This is a genomic window from Streptomyces sp. NPDC055099 (assembly GCF_053607685.1).
On sequence record NZ_JBSGUA010000006.1, the window covers coordinates 209,386 to 224,520 of the forward strand.

Genomic DNA, 15,135 nt, shown 5'->3' on the forward strand with positions numbered 1-15,135 from the left:
CATGTTGCGGACAGGGACGTCTGTTGGCTGCTCACGTCACCTCACGGCTGCCAGGTGTGCGCAGGCACCTCGTCCGCGAGAGTGGAGAAGAACCGCTGGTCGCGCCAGGCCTCCAGGTTGCCGATGATGAACAGGCGGCGCTTGGCCCGGCTCACGGCGACGTTGAGGAGGTTAGGGCGGGAGGCAGCCCAAGAGCGGGCGCCGGGACGGCGCGGGTCGCTGCCGAGCACGAGGATCACTACGTCGGCCTCCTTGCCCTGGGTGGTGTGGATGGTGCCGACGCGGGAGTCGGGGAGCAGGCCACGGCAGGCGCGCTCCGCACCCCGCACCACTGCGCGGAACGGGCTGATGACGTAAACGTCTTGGGCGAGATCGACACTGCCGTCGTCCCGTAGCTTCTCCAAGACGCGACGCAGCGCGCGGCCTTCTTCGGGAATCCAGTGCCCGTCTGCTTCGGCGGCCTCCACGTTCACCCAGCAGCTGCGGGGGCGGTAGCGGTAGTCGCCGCGGTCGGGGGTCCCGTAGACCATGAGGTTGTCGTAGGCGATGGCGTTGCTGATGCCGAACATGGGGTTGTCGCAGCGCCGGTGGACACGGAGCGGGCTGCCCACCCACACCTCTTGGGAGCCGTCGGGGAGTTCGGCGGGCAGCAGGGTGCCGTAGCGGTTGGTTCGGTCGGCGAGCTGCTGGACTGAGGTGCGGCTGGGGGCCCATTCCGCGTCGACGCCCAGCTCGTCGCCCAGGGCCCGCTGCGCGGTCCAGGGCAAGACCACGACCGGTTCGAGCTGCAGGGGGTCACCCACGACGACGGTGCGGGCGGCGCGCCACATTCCGCCGACGGCCATCTGCCCGGTGGCCTGTCCGGCTTCGTCGATGAACAACCAGCCCAGCGACTCCGACCCGAGGCGTCCAAAGACCCGGTCCAGAGAGGCGAACGTGGTTGAGACGACGGGAACCAGCAGGAAGAGGCTCTGCCAGGCAGCTTTCACATGTTCCGCGGAGACGGTCCTGGGGACCGCGCCGGCCACGGCATCCATAGCGGCCATCAGGTTGGCGTACATGGTGCGGGCTGTGCACCGCAGGAACGCCTCGTGGAGCCCCATCGCTGCGAGGAACAGTTCGGCGCGGGCTCGGGCGATCTCTTCGTCGCCCCAGGGAGCGGCGAGTTCGCGGGTGGTGTCGTCGTGAAGCCACGCCTCCTGTGGGACGTGGCCGCCCCAATCAGCATGGGCCTGGGCGACGGTCTCCTGTAGCGCCTGAAGCTGAGCGGCTGCCGAAGCCTGCTGCTGACGGCACACGCCCAGAGTGTGCTCGGCCTGAGTCGCTGCCTGCTGGGCGCCGAACAGCGATGCTGCTGCGGCGTCACGAACGCTGCGAGCCGTGTCCACATGGCCAGCGAGCTCTTGGTCGCGCTGATGCCACTCCCGTGCCGCACGGCCCAGCGTGCTGATGCTTACGACAAAACCGGGACGCCGACGAGCATGGGCGTCTAGCACCTGTTGTGCCTCGTGGAGCGCCGCCTCAGCGTGCTGCAGTACGGCTGTCTCGCTTGCTACCTGCGCGCGAGCCTGATGTACGCGGGTGTCGCTGTCCGCGACGGCCTGCTCGGCTGCCCGCAAGGCGGCGCCTGCGGACGGCACCCGTCCAAGGGCTGCCGCGGCGGCCGTACGCTCGGCCTGCAACTGCTCTACCCGGGCATAAGCCTGGCGGAACCGTTCCTTGGCTTCCCGCCACACACCACTGTGCGGCTGCCGACTCCATTCACGCAGCAGGTGCGCGACGCCCTGCTCGCTGTCGATCCAGGCATCCCGACTGCGCGGACGGCGGCCCTTCGGCGGGGGCGGCGCCTGCTCGTCATCCATCTTGTACTTGCCATGCCAGAACCGGTTGATGAACTCCATCCGGTTCTTCTTGTTTCCCAGCCTCGCCGCAATGGCGCCCCAAGCCGGCGCGCCCTTGAGGAGCCGGGTTGCCTGTTCGGCGAAGTAGCCGGCGTCCCCACTCCACAAATCATCGAGGGCCGCGCGGGCCGGGATCTCGGTGGAGATGTTCTCCACGGCCCCGTTGTTGGCCGAGGCGACCACCATCTCGAAACCCGTGAACTCCGGCTTCAACGCGGTGACCGTACGCGTGTAATCGCCGCTCTGCCACCGGTACGGCTCCTTATCGACGAATGCCATTGAGGGCATGCGCAGCGACGCCAGACGTTGAGCACGCTCCACGATCACAGCGGCGAAGCAGTCGCGGAGCATCGTCGTCTTACCTGTGCCGGGCGGTCCGTTGACAGCGAACAGTCCACTCGATTTGCCCAGTTCACTCCAGATGGTGTTCACCGCAAACTGCTGGCTGAGAGCCAAAGGATGCTTCGGGTTCGCCGGCCAACGACCCATCGGAGTGCGCCCGGGCGCTACCGCGTCCAAGGCTGCCTGCGGCTGCTCTCGCATGTCGATGCGCCACGCGGCGTTCACCTGCGTTCCCGGCGTCAGATAGGCCGCCAGGCCTGCCCCAGGTTCCTGAGTCTGCAGGGCGCGTGAGACCCGGTCGAGATCGGCAACATAGAAGCTGTTGAGGAAATCCTGCTGATCGGCGTCATCGGCCTGCTTCTGCCGCACTGCCACGCTCCGGACCCGAATCTCCTCCGGCTGTAGAGCTTCCGTCACGTTCCAGGCTTGGGCAAGATCGTGCACGAAGCCCAGCAGATCCTTCGCGGACAACCGGTACAACCCGAGCTTGTCCTCGTCCTCCTCGCCGTCGGGGTCTGGGTCAGTCGCGTCGAAGTCGGGCAGATCATCGGCCAGCTCCTCGCCGAAGTCTGCGGCGCGGGCGAGCCATGCGGCCTCTTCCTCGTCGAAGCCGTCCAGCCAACCTGGTCGGGCGGGCCCCGGGTCCAACGCCCGGCCTGTGGCCCATGCACAGGTAGACAGCACCGGAGAGTCGAGAAGCAGACGTCCCTCGTCGTTGACGGTCAGCGCGAACATGGCGCTCTCGCCGTCGAGCCGGCCATCGTGGTCTTCTTCGTTCTCGCCGAAGACCTGCAGGACGACGTCCCGCACCGTCCGCAGGGCGTACGTACCGCCGTACACCACGTGCTGCCATACGAATCCAGGCTCCAGCTGTACCGACCGCAGCGGGTGGTCGTCCTCCCAAGGCAGAGGCTCGTCCTCCGCCACGGCGTACACCCGCTCACGCGCCGATACCGACGGGATCTTCTGTGGACTGAACAGCTCCACCGCACGCCAGAAGCCCACGATCCGAGACCGCAGCCGCTGCTCAGCTCCCACATTGCCCCCAACCCGCACAACCGCTTGACGCCACCTTACGTACCCCATCGGTGCCGCTGTCCTGGAGGCCTGGATGGGATTCGGACGAGTGCCAAGATCCGCAGCCGCCCGCCGAGCGTGATCACTAAATGGGAAACACCGTGCCCAGCAGCGATCTACACTCGGGCTGCGCGATGGACATGGAGGAGGGAGCGCCGGGTGAGGGACCTGGAAGAAGGACTTGGCCGCGTTTGGAATCCCGACATCCGGCCTATGGTGATCGAGGCACACCGCAGCTATGCGACGGGAGCCGCGCGTGCCAGCATCCTTCTCACATGGGGTGCAGTGTGCGCCGACCTGATCGAAAAGATCAGCCGTCTCGCCGAGGACGGTGAGAAGTCGGCAGAAGACATCGCGAAGAAGATCGAGCAGGCCCGCACACAAAACGACGCCCAAGCTGTGAAGACGATGCAGGACGTCGAGCGGAACCTGCTGGATTCAGCCGAACAGCTTGAGCTCATCGACTTCGTGGAGAAGCGTGACCTGGAGCGGCTGAAGGAAGATCGGCACCTGTGTGCCCATCCTTCACTCAGGCCACACGGTGAACTCTTCACCCCGACTCCGGAGTACGCCCGGGCGCATCTGGTTGCCGCGCTGGACGCTCTATTGATTCATCCTCCGGTGCAGGGCCGGCAGGTCCTCCAACGCTTCCGGGACTACGTGGCCGACCCAGACTTCGCGGCCAGCAGCGAGTACCTCACCCACGCGTTCTTCGACCGGGTCAAACCGGCAGCCCGCAAGCGCCTTGTGGACCTGGCCGCCAAGCACGCGGTTCTTGAACTGGACGCTCCCGAACCGCTGGATGCTGGCCTCCTTGCCGATCGGATGGCCCCTTGCCTACGCGCATTCGCAGACCGCGACCGGACCCTCGTCCAGGACGGCGTCGCGAAGGCCGTCGAGAGGCTGAGCACCCAGAGTGCAGACGTCCAGATTCGTGCCGTCTCCCGACTCGGTGACCTGGATGTGTTCTGGAGCGCGCTCGACGAACCGACCAGAAGCCATCTGGCCACACGGATCGCAGGACTGGCAGGCCTCGACCGCCCGTTCGCTGAAGACGAGCACAGGGTGTTGTCGCTGGTCGCTGTAGACGCCATTCGTCACGAGATGCCCGTTCTCAAGACATCCTTCGACGAGCTGGGCAGCGTCGACATAGCGAAGGTGATCGAGCAACGTCCGTCGGCGTACTTCACCAAGTACCTGGCGGATCTGCTCAACAAGACACGCAGTTTCAGGACTGCTGAATGGCTTGCACAAACCGCGCTCCTGCCTTGCGCCAAGTTCCTGTCACGCGAGGAGCTAGCGGAGGTTCTGGACACCTGGTCCGGTAACAACCAGTGTCGGGAAGCTGGCGACATGGTTCTGCATGCGGTGACGCTGTACAACGGAACGGCTCACCTGCGGCCTGATGACCATGAATTGTGGACTCGGTTCATCGACACGGTGCAGGAGCACGAGCCGCCTCCTGGGTACTACTCGTACGAGAAACTGGCCAAACTCATAGCTACATAGCGGCAGTCCGGTGGTCGTTTTTAGCACGCGCTCTCGTTCTCTTCCCAAGCGTGCTGCTTGGGCGAGTTATGTTGCTGTGCGCTCTTTCGGACGCACTGCCTTCGTCCCTGTTCTTTGACGAAGTTGGCTCCGGGAGCGGAGCTGCTCGGTCAGTGACTACTGCCGGTGGCGCTGATGTAGCAGGCGTAGACGCTGGCGGTGCCGTCGTCGGCGAGGCGTGCGGTGGCATCGAATGCGCCAGCGGGGCGGAAGGCACTGTGGCGGCCGGTGCGTACGCGGTACGCGAGGTTGGTTGCCCGGTTCAGATTCCCGAGCTCTTCGATGTGCGCCCACTCGTCCGGGTGTTCGCGGAGGGCTTGGGCGGTGTCATGCGCTTCCTGGCTGCGGGTTGGGGCAGGCAGGGGTTCGAAGCGGGCATGCATTCAGCGGTCTCCGGCGTTCTGCAGAGTGGTTTCGGCGAGGTCCCTGACCCGGGCGGCTGCGTGCCACTGGCTGTCGGCGAGGTGCTCGCATAGTTGGTTGGCCAGGCGGGCGATCTCGGTGAGTGCTTGCTCGGAGCTGACGTCTGTGATCGGGGTGCTCTGCCCGCGGTCCGGTTCAGTGCCGGAGGGCAGTGTCGTATGAGCAGAGCTGGACATGATGGTCTTCCCGGGGGCGGTCAGCGGTTGTTGCAGCGGCAGGTGTTGGTGATGGGGTTGAACCAACTGTCACAGGAGTCGCACCAGGAGGCTCCGGGCATGGGCGGAGTGTCGGAGTGCTTCTTGGTGTGGTCGTGCACGCGGTGGTCTCCTTGGTCAGAGTTTGTCGGGGAGCTGGGCGCGGGGGCCGTCTGGGGCGAGGACGTTGACGATGTGGTCGAGGTCTTTGGGCCGCCACAGGGCGGCTTCGAAGCCGCACGCTTGGAGGTGCTTGAGCCAGTCGCGCTGGGCAGGGCGTAGCCGTCCGGCGTTCGCCTTGAACTCTGCGAAGATGACGCGCTTGGCTCTGGGATGTCCGTAGACCTCGTCGGGCCATCCGGCGTCACTGCGCTGTGAGTTGTGGGTGTGGTAGGCGAGGGTCCAGCCGCGGAGGGCTGCGAGCTTGCGGACGTGCCGGCGCAACTGTTCCTCGGTCACGCGGTACTCCGCCGTCGGCGGGGAGTGTCGGCTTCGAGCAGAGCGGCGCGGTGCGCGGAGGCATCCGGGTCGGGCCGGGGCTGATGCCGGGAGGGTGCGGTCGTGGCCGGGAGTTGGGGGCGGCGGTGGCGTTCCTTGAGGAGCTCAGGCAGGGGGTGTCGGGTCTCCTCCCACAGGATCTCGTGGAGGGGGCGGCCGTACCGCTCCAGGACGAGGGCCTGGTGCAGGGCGTCGTCGTGGCTCGTGAGCTGCGTGTCGTCGTGGTTGTTCATGGCAGGCATGTCGTGGTTCTCCATGGGTTGGCCGGGACCCGCAGGGGGGTGCGGGTCCCGGCCGGAGGGGTGGCTCGTATCTGACGAGCCGTTCCGGGCGGGCGGGGCGCGGGGGGTCGCTGCCCGTCCGGAGATCGGGTGGATGTGTGGGCCGTGCCAGGGCCTGACATCACTCAGAACCTAACACGAAGATGCGTACTGGCCTATTTTGGGTCAGTCGACGATCGCGAGTTCGTCGGGATCGTAGGGGAGGGGCTTGGGTGCGCCGGGCCACTGCACCATCACGAGCCTCTTGCCGCTGAAGGGGTCGGTTGCGTGGCCGCGGACTTCGCCGAACGGGCGGAGTAGGCCCTTGGGTGCAGGCTGGGCGAGCGTCACCCCAGCGTGCTTCTTGAAGTCTTCCATGTCGGTCTCCTTGCTGTTCAGGTGAGGGAGTTGCGGGCAATGAGGGTGAGTGCGTGCCCCCACTGTTCGGTGACGGGTTCGTTGAAGATGAACCCTGAGCCGGGAGCTTTGAGCTCGGTGGCCCGCCAGTTGGCGCAGGTGGTGGCCGATGGGCGTTCGAAGTGCTGGATCGCGCCGTCGGGCAGGGTGACGGCCAGGCGGATCGCGCCGTCGGGGCTGATGGTTGTGCTGGTCTTGCTGCCCGTTGACAGGGCTTCTTGGGTTAGTGAGTCGCCGAGGATCACTAAACATTCCTTTGGGTACTGGCCTATTTGTGGTCAGGTGAGGGCTGCGAAGCCGTCGCAGGTGGTGCAGGCTTCGCCGGTGGTGGGGCTGGTGCCGTCGGTGCATGCGGGGCAGGGCAGGCATCGTCCGGTGCCGTGGCAGGTGTCGCATTCGCGGGTGTGTGCATAAGGGCCGTGGAGGTAGGTGACGGCGCCGCTTCCCTCGCAGTCTTCGCATTCGGGGGCGGTGGCGCCAAGAGTGGAGGCCTCGACTATTGAGGGAGTCGTGAACAATGCGCTGGTCCCTTCTGGGGTGTTGGTGTGAGCCGCCCTGTCCTCACCTTTGGGTTAATTCTACTATGTAATGCGTGGGTGTCCACTCCTCGCCTGTGACCTCCACTGCGCCCAATCTGGCTGTGATGAAGGTGGGTTGAGATCGCGCGCATGCCTGGGGGCGGCCCTCCTGGGCCGGCTCCGTCTGTGGCTCGTCCCGACTGCCGTCGACGCTTGCGAGGGTGCACGTCTTCCCTGTGTGTTGAGTTGGGCCCCGCTGTGCTGGCCGCGGTCGCGGAGGCGTTGGGGATGCCCTCCACGCCGGTGATCTTGAGCAACCATGGCGTCGTAGGAGACCTGGCCGTGAGTGCAGGTTCCTGTGTTCTTGACCGTGCGCGATCGGATGCTGTCTACGCTGCGGCAGGTGGAGCGATATATCTGGATGGGACTGTTCGTAATCGACGTGATCTACGTCGTCCCGGTACTTGTGAGCGAGCTGATATCCCTGTTGCTGTGGCGGCGCATCATGCGATTTGAGAAGCGCGTGGACGCGCTCCCCGGCGAGCGGTACTTCACTGTGTTCATTACGCCCACCATGGCCTTTATCGGGGGCCTGGGGGGTGGTCATGCAACCAGCATGATCGGCGAAAGCCTGGGGGCCACCTTCATCGGCGTGCTGACCGCCGGGACCCTCGTCTACACAGTGATGCGCAATCAGTACAGAGAGGCCACTGGGCGGCGCCCGCGCCCAGTACCGCGTGCGCGTTGGCGGCAGCAGGCCGCCGAGCTGGCGCACCTACTGTCCGGCGACCCTGCGCTGACAGGCCCCGAGCGCGTCAGGCTTCGGAGGCGGGCAATTGCGCTGGGCGCGATTGGCTCCCGAATCACAGGAGCTGCCCAGGCCCGGTCATGGCGTGGCGCATTCGGCGCAGAACCTCGCAGACGGCAGGTAGTGATCGTCACCTCCGTCGCTCTCCCGATCTTCCTGGCGGCATGGTCCGCGATCAGCTTCGACGTCAGCAATCGACCCGTCCCCGCATATGAGCTCATGTTGATCCTGTCCCTGGCGGGTGCCGCAGCACCCGTGCTGCGATGGGTGGACACGCGGCGCACGCTCTTGGCTCTGGGGCAGGAACTCGCGGAGAAGTCCCGCAGCCTGGTGCAGCAGTCTTCACGAATGCTGCCGCGCCCGAGGCCGCCGAGGGTTCGGCCTCCCACCGTCCCGCGGCATACGGCGCGGCGGCGCGTGCGGTCCATGTGAAGGGGCCTTGTTGGTAGGCGCCTCTCCCGAGCGGCTCAATCCGCGCCCGCCTCCGAGTGTGACGCGGCAGATCGCCGTGTGAGCCGCCCGCGGAACCCCGAGCGCCGGCTGCACTCTCCGTAGGCTGTGCGTTTGATCAGCCGTCGGCTGCTTGGGCTTTGCGGGTTCCCCAGAAGACCCGAATGGTGCCGTTGCTCGGGGTCACCGTGACGGAGCTGGTGGAAGCCCGGGCGGTCTTTGTTCGGCGAGTGGGACCAGATGCGGCGCCGGTGCAGGGTGCTTCGGACGTCGCCGAGCAGCGTTTCGGTGCTCGCGTTCACGGACTGCTCCTTGCATGGTGCGGATGTCAGAACAGTTCTTCTTGGCCGTCGGCATCGCACGGCTGTTCCCGGCGCGCTGGGCGTGGGCTGGAGTCGGGGACCGGGTCGCCGAAGAGAGCTGCGGTGCCGAACCGGTCAGGTGCGGCGGCAATCCGTGCGGGGCCTGCAGGCACAGGCAGCTGGTTGGGGGCCGCTTCGTCGAAGTCGGCGCGCCCCATATCCGTCCAGTCCGTGCCGGTGCTCACGCGCCCGCCTCCTCGGCCGGAGCGGACATGTGCGCTGACTGCTGGGTGCCGGTGGCTTCGAGGACCGCGTCCGCCCAGTCCCGGGCCAGAGCGGTCCCGGCCCGGCCCGCGGCCTCTCCGGGGGTGAGGCCGTCCTCGAGGGCCTTCAAATACCGGCCTGCGGTGACCTCCAGAGCGTTCGAGGACGTGAAGCTCTGCATGAGGCGGTCGATGTCCGTGCCGTGCATGTGGTTGAGAGCCTTGGCGGCGAACGCGACGATCATGCCGATGTCCTCGCCGAGCTGCTCGGCCTGGGCGGGCGTGAGGGGTGCGCTGTAGCGCATGACGAACCTGACTCCTGTGCAGTCGTGGGATCTCGGAAAGAGGGCGGCGCGGCGATCGTGGCCGCGCCAGCCGGGTGCGCGCTCTTGTGCCCACACCCCCGGGGCTTGTACCGGTCAGGCTGCGACCGGCTCGCGCGCGGCGTCGCCCGCCTCCTCGGCGTTGTTCTCTGCCTCGGCCTCCGGATTGACCGTGACCAGCTGACGGGCCTCGGCGTGCGCCTTGGCCTGCTTGAGCTGGAACCGTGCCTTGGTCAGCGACTCGGCGACCCGGTCGAGTTGCTCCAGGCGCGCACCGACCTGCGTTTCGAGGGTCTCGGCGAGCTTCAACGGCTCGGTGCGGCCGATCTCGTCGAGCAGAACACGCACCTGCTCGATCTTGTCGAGCGTCGTACGGGTCTTCTTCTGCGCGGCAGCGCGCTCGGTGCGCTGCTCCTCGCTCATCTCCTCGACGACCATGAGGACGGCCTGGTCCTGCTGCTGCTTCATCGCGAAGGCGAAGTGCACGATCTCGTTGTCGGAGGCGAACTCGCCCCGCACGAACTTGCTGAGCACCGAGCCCTGGTTGGCGAGGTTGAGGGCGGCGATCTGCACGGCGGCCTGCGTGCCGATCTTCCCGTCCTGTACGAGCTCCTGGACCTCTATGCGCAGGTCCAGCAGGGTCAGGCGCAGCTTCACGTAGGTGGTGGTCTTGGCGAAGTCGGCGGCCACGGACTCGATGGTCGCGCCCTCCTCCTCGTCGAGGATCCGCTGGTAGCCGTGGGCCTCCTCGAACGGAGTCATGTCCTCGCGGGTGACGTTCTCGCTCATGGACCGCTTGAACCGCTGGAGTTCGTTCTTCTCCGAGGTGATCGTGACGCGGATCTTGGTCCGGCCGAGGATCTGGTGCGCGCGCCAGCGGCGCTCTCCCGCGACGATCTCGTAGCCGCCCTGCTCGTTGTCGGGGCGGACCTCGATGGCCTGCATGAGGCCGTACGTCTCGACCGACTTGGCAAGCTCGTTCAGCGCGTCCTGGTCGAAGTACTCGCGCGGCTGGCGCGGGTTGCGGTGGACCTGGCTCATCTTTATGACGCGCTGCATGTCGGGCTCCAAGTGGTGCTGGTGAGGTTTCTTTCCCCCTCACCTCTTGAGTTAATTCTACTATGACTGGAGGGGGTGTCCATTCCCGGAATTCCCCGCCCACGTGACCTCGGCCACGCCCTCGCGAGGGTGTTGACGTGCGGAAATGCCGGTGGGCGCCGAGATGTTCTCGGCGCCCACCGGCATCACCCGCCTACTGGCTGTCCGCTCGCCTGCGCCACGCCCGCACCCGGGAAGGTGCACTCGCCTCCGGGGTGGAGAAGCAGCCGCTGCGAATCGGGCATAAGTAACACACCTGCACCGCCTCGCGGGAGCCCTCCGGTACCTGAACCTCCGCGCCCTGCGACCGCGTTACGCATCGTGCCGCCGACCATGCCACCGGCCCCGTCTGCACACAGGGTCCGCTCCCACTCCCGGCCAGCACCGTCATCCGGCCCGCATCACGCCCCCGGTCCGCGGCCACGCGGGCCGGCTCCCGGGCCAGTGTCAGGATGCGCTCAGCGTCGATCACTCCCGCCCCCTCGCCCCGGCAGAACATGGATCGGCCGCCGCTCGTCATCCGCGGTACGGCTGGCTGCGCTTGCTGCGCCACCGCCTTCCCCCGCAGCCCCGAGGGGGCTGCCGCAGCATCCGATCACTGCTTTAGTGCCCCATTCCCGCACCGCCGTCTACCGGTATGACCGCGCCCGTCACGTAGGAGCCGTCCTCGATGAGGAAGCGCACCGCGCGCGCAATCTCCTGCGGCTGCCCCAGGCGGCCGAGTGGGATCTGCCCGAGCAGGCCCTTGATGCGCTCCTCGGGAAGAGCGGCAACCATGTCCGTCGCGGTCAGCCCCGGAGCGACGACGTTGGCTGTGATGCTCCGAGAGCCGTATTCACGGGCAATGGACCGGGTGAGCCCGATCAATCCCGCCTTGGATGCCGCGTAGTTGGTCTGCCCCGCCTCGCCGTACATCGCGGTGGCCGACGAAATGAACACCATGCGGCCGCTCTTGGCGCGCAGCATGCCCGGAAGGGCACGCTTGGCCACCCGGTAGGCAGCGGTCAGGTTCGCGTCCAGGACCGCGGTGAAGTCGCCCTCGCTCATGCGGGCCAGGAGCCCGTCTCGGGTGATGCCCGCGTTGGAGACGAGAGCGGTGATGGGGCCGTGCTCCGCCTCGGCCTGCTTGAAGGCGGCATCGACCTGCCCGGCATCCGTCACGTCGCAGCGAACCGCGAGGAAGCGTCCACCGCAGTGCTCTTGGCCCGGCTGGTAGGAGCCTGCGGGCGGTTCCCCGGAGCGATAGGTGACAGCCACGCTGAAGCCGGCCTCGGCAAGCTCCTGGGCTATGGCGTAACCGATGCCTCGGTTGCCGCCGGTGATGAAAACGCTCATGCCTGGACACCTCTCGGATCGTTGATGATGCGGCGCCCGCTCGCGGCGGCCTGACGAGGTGGGGAGGCGCTGCGGGGCGGACTGCTGCCGAAAGGAGGTGACCTTGGGCAGCGGTGCCACACCTTGCCCCGTTTCGGTGCTGTTAGGCCGGTTGTGAGGGTGTCGGTAGCCGCAGTACCGGCACTGCGAGTGCGGGTTACGGCCCGTTCCGTGCGTGGCTATGCCCAAAAAGATCCGTATTTTAGCGGTGTGACGGGTACTCACCAACAAGGCAGGTAAAGGTATAAGCTGCGTTAGGATCTCCTGATACTTTTGCTTTTCTTTACTCAGGGGAGTCTTGCCTTTCATGTGCAACCTGCCGCCGATCACCCGGATGCTCAAGACCTGGCGCGAAGAACGCGACCCGCACGCCGTGCCCGGATTCACTGCCCGCTACGGCTCCCGCCAACGCAAGGGCCTCACGCAAAGAGACCTGGCAGAGCTGACCGGCGTGACCGAAGGCTGGTACGGCAGGCTGGAGCGCGGCGTACTCGACCAAGTCAGTGACGAGTTCCTGGAGCGGATCATTCGCGTCCTCGGCCTGGACAGCGCGCAACGCGCGCACCTGTGGCTGGAGGCCAACGGCGGCGAGCCACCGCCGCTCCCGCACGCGGACGCAAGCACCATCGACCCCGTGGGGGCGGCCATCGTTCACAGCCTGACGTATCCCGCCTACACCTTCGACCACTGCTGGGACGTACGTGTCTTCAACCAGGCCGCAGCCCGCGACTACCCCTGGATGCTGCACGGCATCAACGTCATGATCTGGGCTCTGTGTTACCGGGAGGCCCGGCTCCAGCTCATCGACTGGGAGGAGGTCTGGGCCAAGCCCATGGCCTCACAGCTGCGCCTGGCTCACAAAGCGAATCCGGACGACGCGCGCCTCAACGAGGTCTGCGATCACATCAGGCAGGCCGATCCGGTCGCCCGCAGAATCCTCGACGACGACGTCACCACGGTCGCCCACCCTGATGGAGACAGGCGGCGCCTCTACCTGCCGCACCAGCACGAGGAGACCGAGGTCGAGTTCGTGGCCCTGGCCCGCCTGCGCGACAACACCCGCCTCATGATCGTCGCACCGGGCGACATCGTTTAGACGCAATGCCGTGACTGTGTTGGTGATCTTGAGCGGTCAGGTGCTGGCGAATCCGGCTGTGTTGCAGAGAGCTCGGAAGTGGGGTGCCCGGCGGTCTGATGGGGTGGTGTCGTACCAGTCGGCGAGACGGCTGAGGTTGCAGGCCATGGCGGTCAGGACGTGCTGCACGTGAGTGAGGGTCAGACCTCGATAGCGGCTTCTGCGCAGGCCGTGAGCTCGTACGTTCTGCGAGAGGGTGGCCTCGATGCTGGCGCGGATCGCGTATCGACGCTGCCACTGTTCGGTCTGCTGGTCGAGCCGGTTGCGCATCTGGATCTCGTGCAGTGCCCGCGGCAGGACTGCGACGGAGCGGGGGCGAGTGGCCGAGGAGGTGCACCGGGCACGGTCTGGGCAGGGCCGGCAGTCGCTCTCGGCGAAGCGGGCCTGAAGGTAGGTATGGCCGAAGATATTCAGCTTGGTCCAGGACGCACTCGTCGCGCCGCGCGGGCAGATGGCCTGCTCGTTGTCCCAGTCGATGGTGAAGGCGGCCTTGTCGAAGCCCGAGCCTGCTTTGGCCTGGCGGCTGTTGTCGGCGAGGATCGGGCCGAGCAGCGTGATGCCGTGGACGCGCTGGGCCCGCTCGACGTGGGCGGGAGTGAGGTAGGCGGTGTCCACGACGTGCTCGGCCGGAGCGAGGCTGCGGGTGGCGAGGTCGTCGTGGATCTTCGCGGTCAGCTGCCCGTCCTGGACGGGAGCCATGGTGGTGGCCACATGCGTCACCAGGTGCGGCAGGTCCTGATCACATGACTCGGTGAAATGAACCCGGTATCCGCTCCACTCAACATCGCGTTTGACGCAGTAGTGCGCGTCCGTGGCATAGGGGGAGTCGAACCGCAGCGAGGCCGGCGGCAGAGCAGTGCCCTCCCGCCAGCGCAGTTGCCCCTCGTGATCCCAGTAGTACTGGTGGATCCAGACCTGTCGCAGGGTCTCCACTTGTCGCAATATCCGCAGACGGGATGGGGCGTCGGACGCCCAGGCGGCGGTGAGAAGTTTCTGCCCGTCCCGGCCGAACTCTTCGGCACGTTCGCGCACCGCTACCTTGCCGCCCGCAACTTTCCCGATCTCGACCTTCGGCCGTACCGCTTGGCCCCCGCGGGCTCGGTCAGCGGCAGCAACCAGTTGGGATCGGCCTCGGCCATCTCCTCCAGCGCAGCCCGCACGCTCTCGCCCGCCAGCTCCAGCCGGCTCAACCGCCGCACCGCCGCCAGGACATGAGTGGCATCAGCATCACCGACGTCCCCTTCGGACACGCCGCCCACGCCGTCCGGACCGTCATCGGGGGAATGCGCTGGAAACGTGCCGGACGCATCGACACCGTCCACCGCCTCAAAACCGAGGCCGCCCCGCCACAGACCAGCCAACCACCACCAGCGACCGCCGTCACCACCCCGACAAGATCACCAACAGCGTCACGGCATTGCGCCTAAGGGCGTCCTACTAGGACTGCTGGCGGGCCAACCGTTGGGCAGCGCGCCTGCGCTGTGGCTGGAGCGGATCGCTGATCGCCCCGGCGCCTTGGCCCGGCGTTTGCGCCCACCCACGAAACTTGGCTGCTACCTGAGGCAATCGGGCATCACCCGGGCCGACATCAATGTAGAACAGTGCCTCGTCGGGGTGCCTATCATCGCCGCCCCAGCGCACCGTGCCGCCGCAGTCGGCGAGGATGTCCCGGACCACGACCAGGTCCTGCGGAAAATGCCCACCCCGGCTGCCCGACGGGTAGAAGCCGGGCCGGATTTGAACCCCGGTTCCTGAGGCCTGGTTGGACTCCGCCAGGTTCTTGCGCATCTGGTCCGGGCTGCGCCAGCCGACGACGTCACCACGTCTGAGTTCGTCGATCTCGTAGTGAAAGCGGCGGACGATGTGCACGAGGACGATTGCTACGTCACCGATGCGCATGGTCACATCATCGAGGGGGGTGCCGGGTATGGGTCGGGTCCAGATGGTGCCGCCGTCGTTCGTGACCTTTTCCATGTCCCATCCATTCTTGGACGGCTTACCGGTGAACACCCGATCGTGTTCGGCTTTGTGGCGGCGCATAGCAGCCCCGATGTCGATGGGGTCAGGCGCGGGAGCGGCGAAGGCTTGGGGCGATAGGACTGCGCTTCCGGTGACGGTGGCCAGGGTGGTGCCGCCGACGATGGCTGCTGCCTGCTGTAAGGCAGCACGACGCGATATCTGATCAGGCATGTTGGCGACTTTCT

General features: G+C 66.7%; 17 protein-coding genes. 4 read left to right on the forward strand and 13 right to left on the reverse strand.

All coding sequences use genetic code 11. From position 1 onward, the window contains the following. Nucleotides 1-41: 41 nt before the first annotated feature. The gene (locus tag ACWFRU_RS17890; RefSeq protein WP_453687971.1) at nucleotides 42-3,248 is read right to left on the reverse strand and encodes a DEAD/DEAH box helicase; all 3,207 of its coding nucleotides are present in this window, start codon (nucleotides 3,246-3,248) and stop codon (nucleotides 42-44) included. Between the two features lie 231 nt (nucleotides 3,249-3,479). Here ACWFRU_RS17890 and ACWFRU_RS17895 point away from each other — a divergent pair, with 231 nt between their 5' ends. Continuing rightward, a complete protein-coding gene (locus ACWFRU_RS17895) occupies nucleotides 3,480-4,829 on the forward strand; it encodes a hypothetical protein (RefSeq protein WP_453687973.1) in 1,350 nt (449 codons plus the stop codon). A 149-nt stretch (nucleotides 4,830-4,978) separates the two neighbouring features. On the opposite strand, the gene ACWFRU_RS17900 is transcribed toward ACWFRU_RS17895, so the two are convergent. From ACWFRU_RS17900 to ACWFRU_RS17925, 6 genes are all read right to left on the reverse strand, one after another. Beyond that, nucleotides 4,979-5,251 (reverse strand): hypothetical protein, encoded by a 273-nt coding sequence (locus ACWFRU_RS17900; protein WP_453687975.1) that lies wholly within the window; start codon nucleotides 5,249-5,251, stop codon nucleotides 4,979-4,981. After that, nucleotides 5,252-5,467 carry a hypothetical protein gene (locus ACWFRU_RS17905; protein ID WP_453687977.1) on the reverse strand — a complete coding sequence of 72 codons (216 nt, stop codon included), beginning with the start codon at nucleotides 5,465-5,467 and terminating at the stop codon, nucleotides 5,252-5,254. A gap of 156 nt (nucleotides 5,468-5,623) precedes the next feature. Then, nucleotides 5,624-5,944: a VRR-NUC domain-containing protein gene (locus ACWFRU_RS17910; RefSeq protein ID WP_453687978.1), complete on the reverse strand. Its 321-nt coding sequence runs from the start codon at nucleotides 5,942-5,944 to the stop codon at nucleotides 5,624-5,626. Continuing rightward, entirely contained in the window at nucleotides 5,941-6,225 is a 285-nt protein-coding gene (locus ACWFRU_RS17915) for a hypothetical protein (RefSeq protein ID WP_453687980.1), read from the reverse strand. The genes ACWFRU_RS17910 and ACWFRU_RS17915 overlap by 4 nt, the downstream gene beginning before the upstream one ends. A gap of 204 nt (nucleotides 6,226-6,429) precedes the next feature. Then, nucleotides 6,430-6,621 (reverse strand): hypothetical protein, encoded by a 192-nt coding sequence (locus ACWFRU_RS17920; RefSeq protein WP_453687982.1) that lies wholly within the window; start codon nucleotides 6,619-6,621, stop codon nucleotides 6,430-6,432. 17 nt (nucleotides 6,622-6,638) lie between these two features. Then, the gene (locus tag ACWFRU_RS17925) at nucleotides 6,639-6,905 is read right to left on the reverse strand and encodes a hypothetical protein (protein ID WP_453687983.1); all 267 of its coding nucleotides are present in this window, start codon (nucleotides 6,903-6,905) and stop codon (nucleotides 6,639-6,641) included. Nucleotides 6,906-7,581: 676 nt separating this feature from the next. On the opposite strand from ACWFRU_RS17925, the gene ACWFRU_RS17930 reads away from it, so the two are divergent. Further along, entirely contained in the window at nucleotides 7,582-8,418 is an 837-nt protein-coding gene (locus tag ACWFRU_RS17930; RefSeq protein WP_453687984.1) for a hypothetical protein, read from the forward strand. Nucleotides 8,419-8,764: 346 nt separating this feature from the next. Here the strand turns inward: ACWFRU_RS17930 and ACWFRU_RS17935 are convergent, their stop codons facing one another. From ACWFRU_RS17935 to fabG, 4 genes are all read right to left on the reverse strand, one after another. Further along, nucleotides 8,765-8,983 carry a hypothetical protein gene (locus tag ACWFRU_RS17935; RefSeq protein WP_453687986.1) on the reverse strand — a complete coding sequence of 73 codons (219 nt, stop codon included), beginning with the start codon at nucleotides 8,981-8,983 and terminating at the stop codon, nucleotides 8,765-8,767. Continuing rightward, nucleotides 8,980-9,306 (reverse strand): hypothetical protein, encoded by a 327-nt coding sequence (locus ACWFRU_RS17940; RefSeq protein ID WP_453687988.1) that lies wholly within the window; start codon nucleotides 9,304-9,306, stop codon nucleotides 8,980-8,982. The genes ACWFRU_RS17935 and ACWFRU_RS17940 overlap by 4 nt, the downstream gene beginning before the upstream one ends. 114 nt (nucleotides 9,307-9,420) lie before the next feature. Continuing rightward, nucleotides 9,421-10,383 (reverse strand): ParB/RepB/Spo0J family partition protein, encoded by a 963-nt coding sequence (locus tag ACWFRU_RS17945; protein ID WP_453687990.1) that lies wholly within the window; start codon nucleotides 10,381-10,383, stop codon nucleotides 9,421-9,423. A gap of 642 nt (nucleotides 10,384-11,025) precedes the next feature. Next, nucleotides 11,026-11,757 carry a 3-oxoacyl-ACP reductase FabG gene (gene fabG, locus ACWFRU_RS17950; RefSeq protein ID WP_453687991.1) on the reverse strand — a complete coding sequence of 244 codons (732 nt, stop codon included), beginning with the start codon at nucleotides 11,755-11,757 and terminating at the stop codon, nucleotides 11,026-11,028. A 346-nt stretch (nucleotides 11,758-12,103) separates the two neighbouring features. On the opposite strand from fabG, the gene ACWFRU_RS17955 reads away from it, so the two are divergent. Then, nucleotides 12,104-12,892 (forward strand): helix-turn-helix domain-containing protein, encoded by a 789-nt coding sequence (locus tag ACWFRU_RS17955; RefSeq protein ID WP_453687993.1) that lies wholly within the window; start codon nucleotides 12,104-12,106, stop codon nucleotides 12,890-12,892. 36 nt (nucleotides 12,893-12,928) lie between these two features. Here ACWFRU_RS17955 and ACWFRU_RS17960 read toward each other — a convergent pair whose 3' ends face one another. Further along, complete coding sequence (locus ACWFRU_RS17960) at nucleotides 12,929-13,864, reverse strand: transposase (protein WP_453687995.1); 936 nt, start codon at nucleotides 13,862-13,864, stop codon at nucleotides 12,929-12,931. On the opposite strand from ACWFRU_RS17960, the gene ACWFRU_RS17965 reads away from it, so the two are divergent. Beyond that, nucleotides 13,865-14,146, forward strand: coding sequence for a hypothetical protein (locus tag ACWFRU_RS17965; RefSeq protein ID WP_453687997.1), 282 nt, complete (start codon nucleotides 13,865-13,867; stop codon nucleotides 14,144-14,146). Between the two features lie 222 nt (nucleotides 14,147-14,368). Here the strand turns inward: ACWFRU_RS17965 and ACWFRU_RS17970 are convergent, their stop codons facing one another. Next, complete coding sequence (locus ACWFRU_RS17970) at nucleotides 14,369-15,121, reverse strand: hypothetical protein (RefSeq protein WP_453687999.1); 753 nt, start codon at nucleotides 15,119-15,121, stop codon at nucleotides 14,369-14,371. Nucleotides 15,122-15,135: the final 14 nt, after the last annotated feature.

Excerpts from the sequence above, each read along its gene's own strand:
- ACWFRU_RS17920 (WP_453687982.1), bottom strand. The coding sequence starts at position 6,621 with ATGGAAGACTTCAAGAAGCACGCTGGGGTGACGCTCGCCCAGCCTGCA.
- ACWFRU_RS17905 (WP_453687977.1), bottom strand. The coding sequence starts at position 5,467 with ATGTCCAGCTCTGCTCATACGACACTGCCCTCCGGCACTGAACCGGAC.
- ACWFRU_RS17915 (WP_453687980.1), bottom strand. The coding sequence starts at position 6,225 with ATGCCTGCCATGAACAACCACGACGACACGCAGCTCACGAGCCACGAC.
- ACWFRU_RS17945 (WP_453687990.1), bottom strand. The coding sequence starts at position 10,383 with ATGCAGCGCGTCATAAAGATGAGCCAGGTCCACCGCAACCCGCGCCAG.
- ACWFRU_RS17940 (WP_453687988.1), bottom strand. The coding sequence starts at position 9,306 with ATGCGCTACAGCGCACCCCTCACGCCCGCCCAGGCCGAGCAGCTCGGC.
- ACWFRU_RS17900 (WP_453687975.1), bottom strand. The coding sequence starts at position 5,251 with ATGCATGCCCGCTTCGAACCCCTGCCTGCCCCAACCCGCAGCCAGGAA.
- ACWFRU_RS17970 (WP_453687999.1), bottom strand. The coding sequence starts at position 15,121 with ATGCCTGATCAGATATCGCGTCGTGCTGCCTTACAGCAGGCAGCAGCC.
- fabG (WP_453687991.1), bottom strand. The coding sequence starts at position 11,757 with ATGAGCGTTTTCATCACCGGCGGCAACCGAGGCATCGGTTACGCCATA.
- ACWFRU_RS17955 (WP_453687993.1), top strand. The coding sequence starts at position 12,104 with ATGTGCAACCTGCCGCCGATCACCCGGATGCTCAAGACCTGGCGCGAA.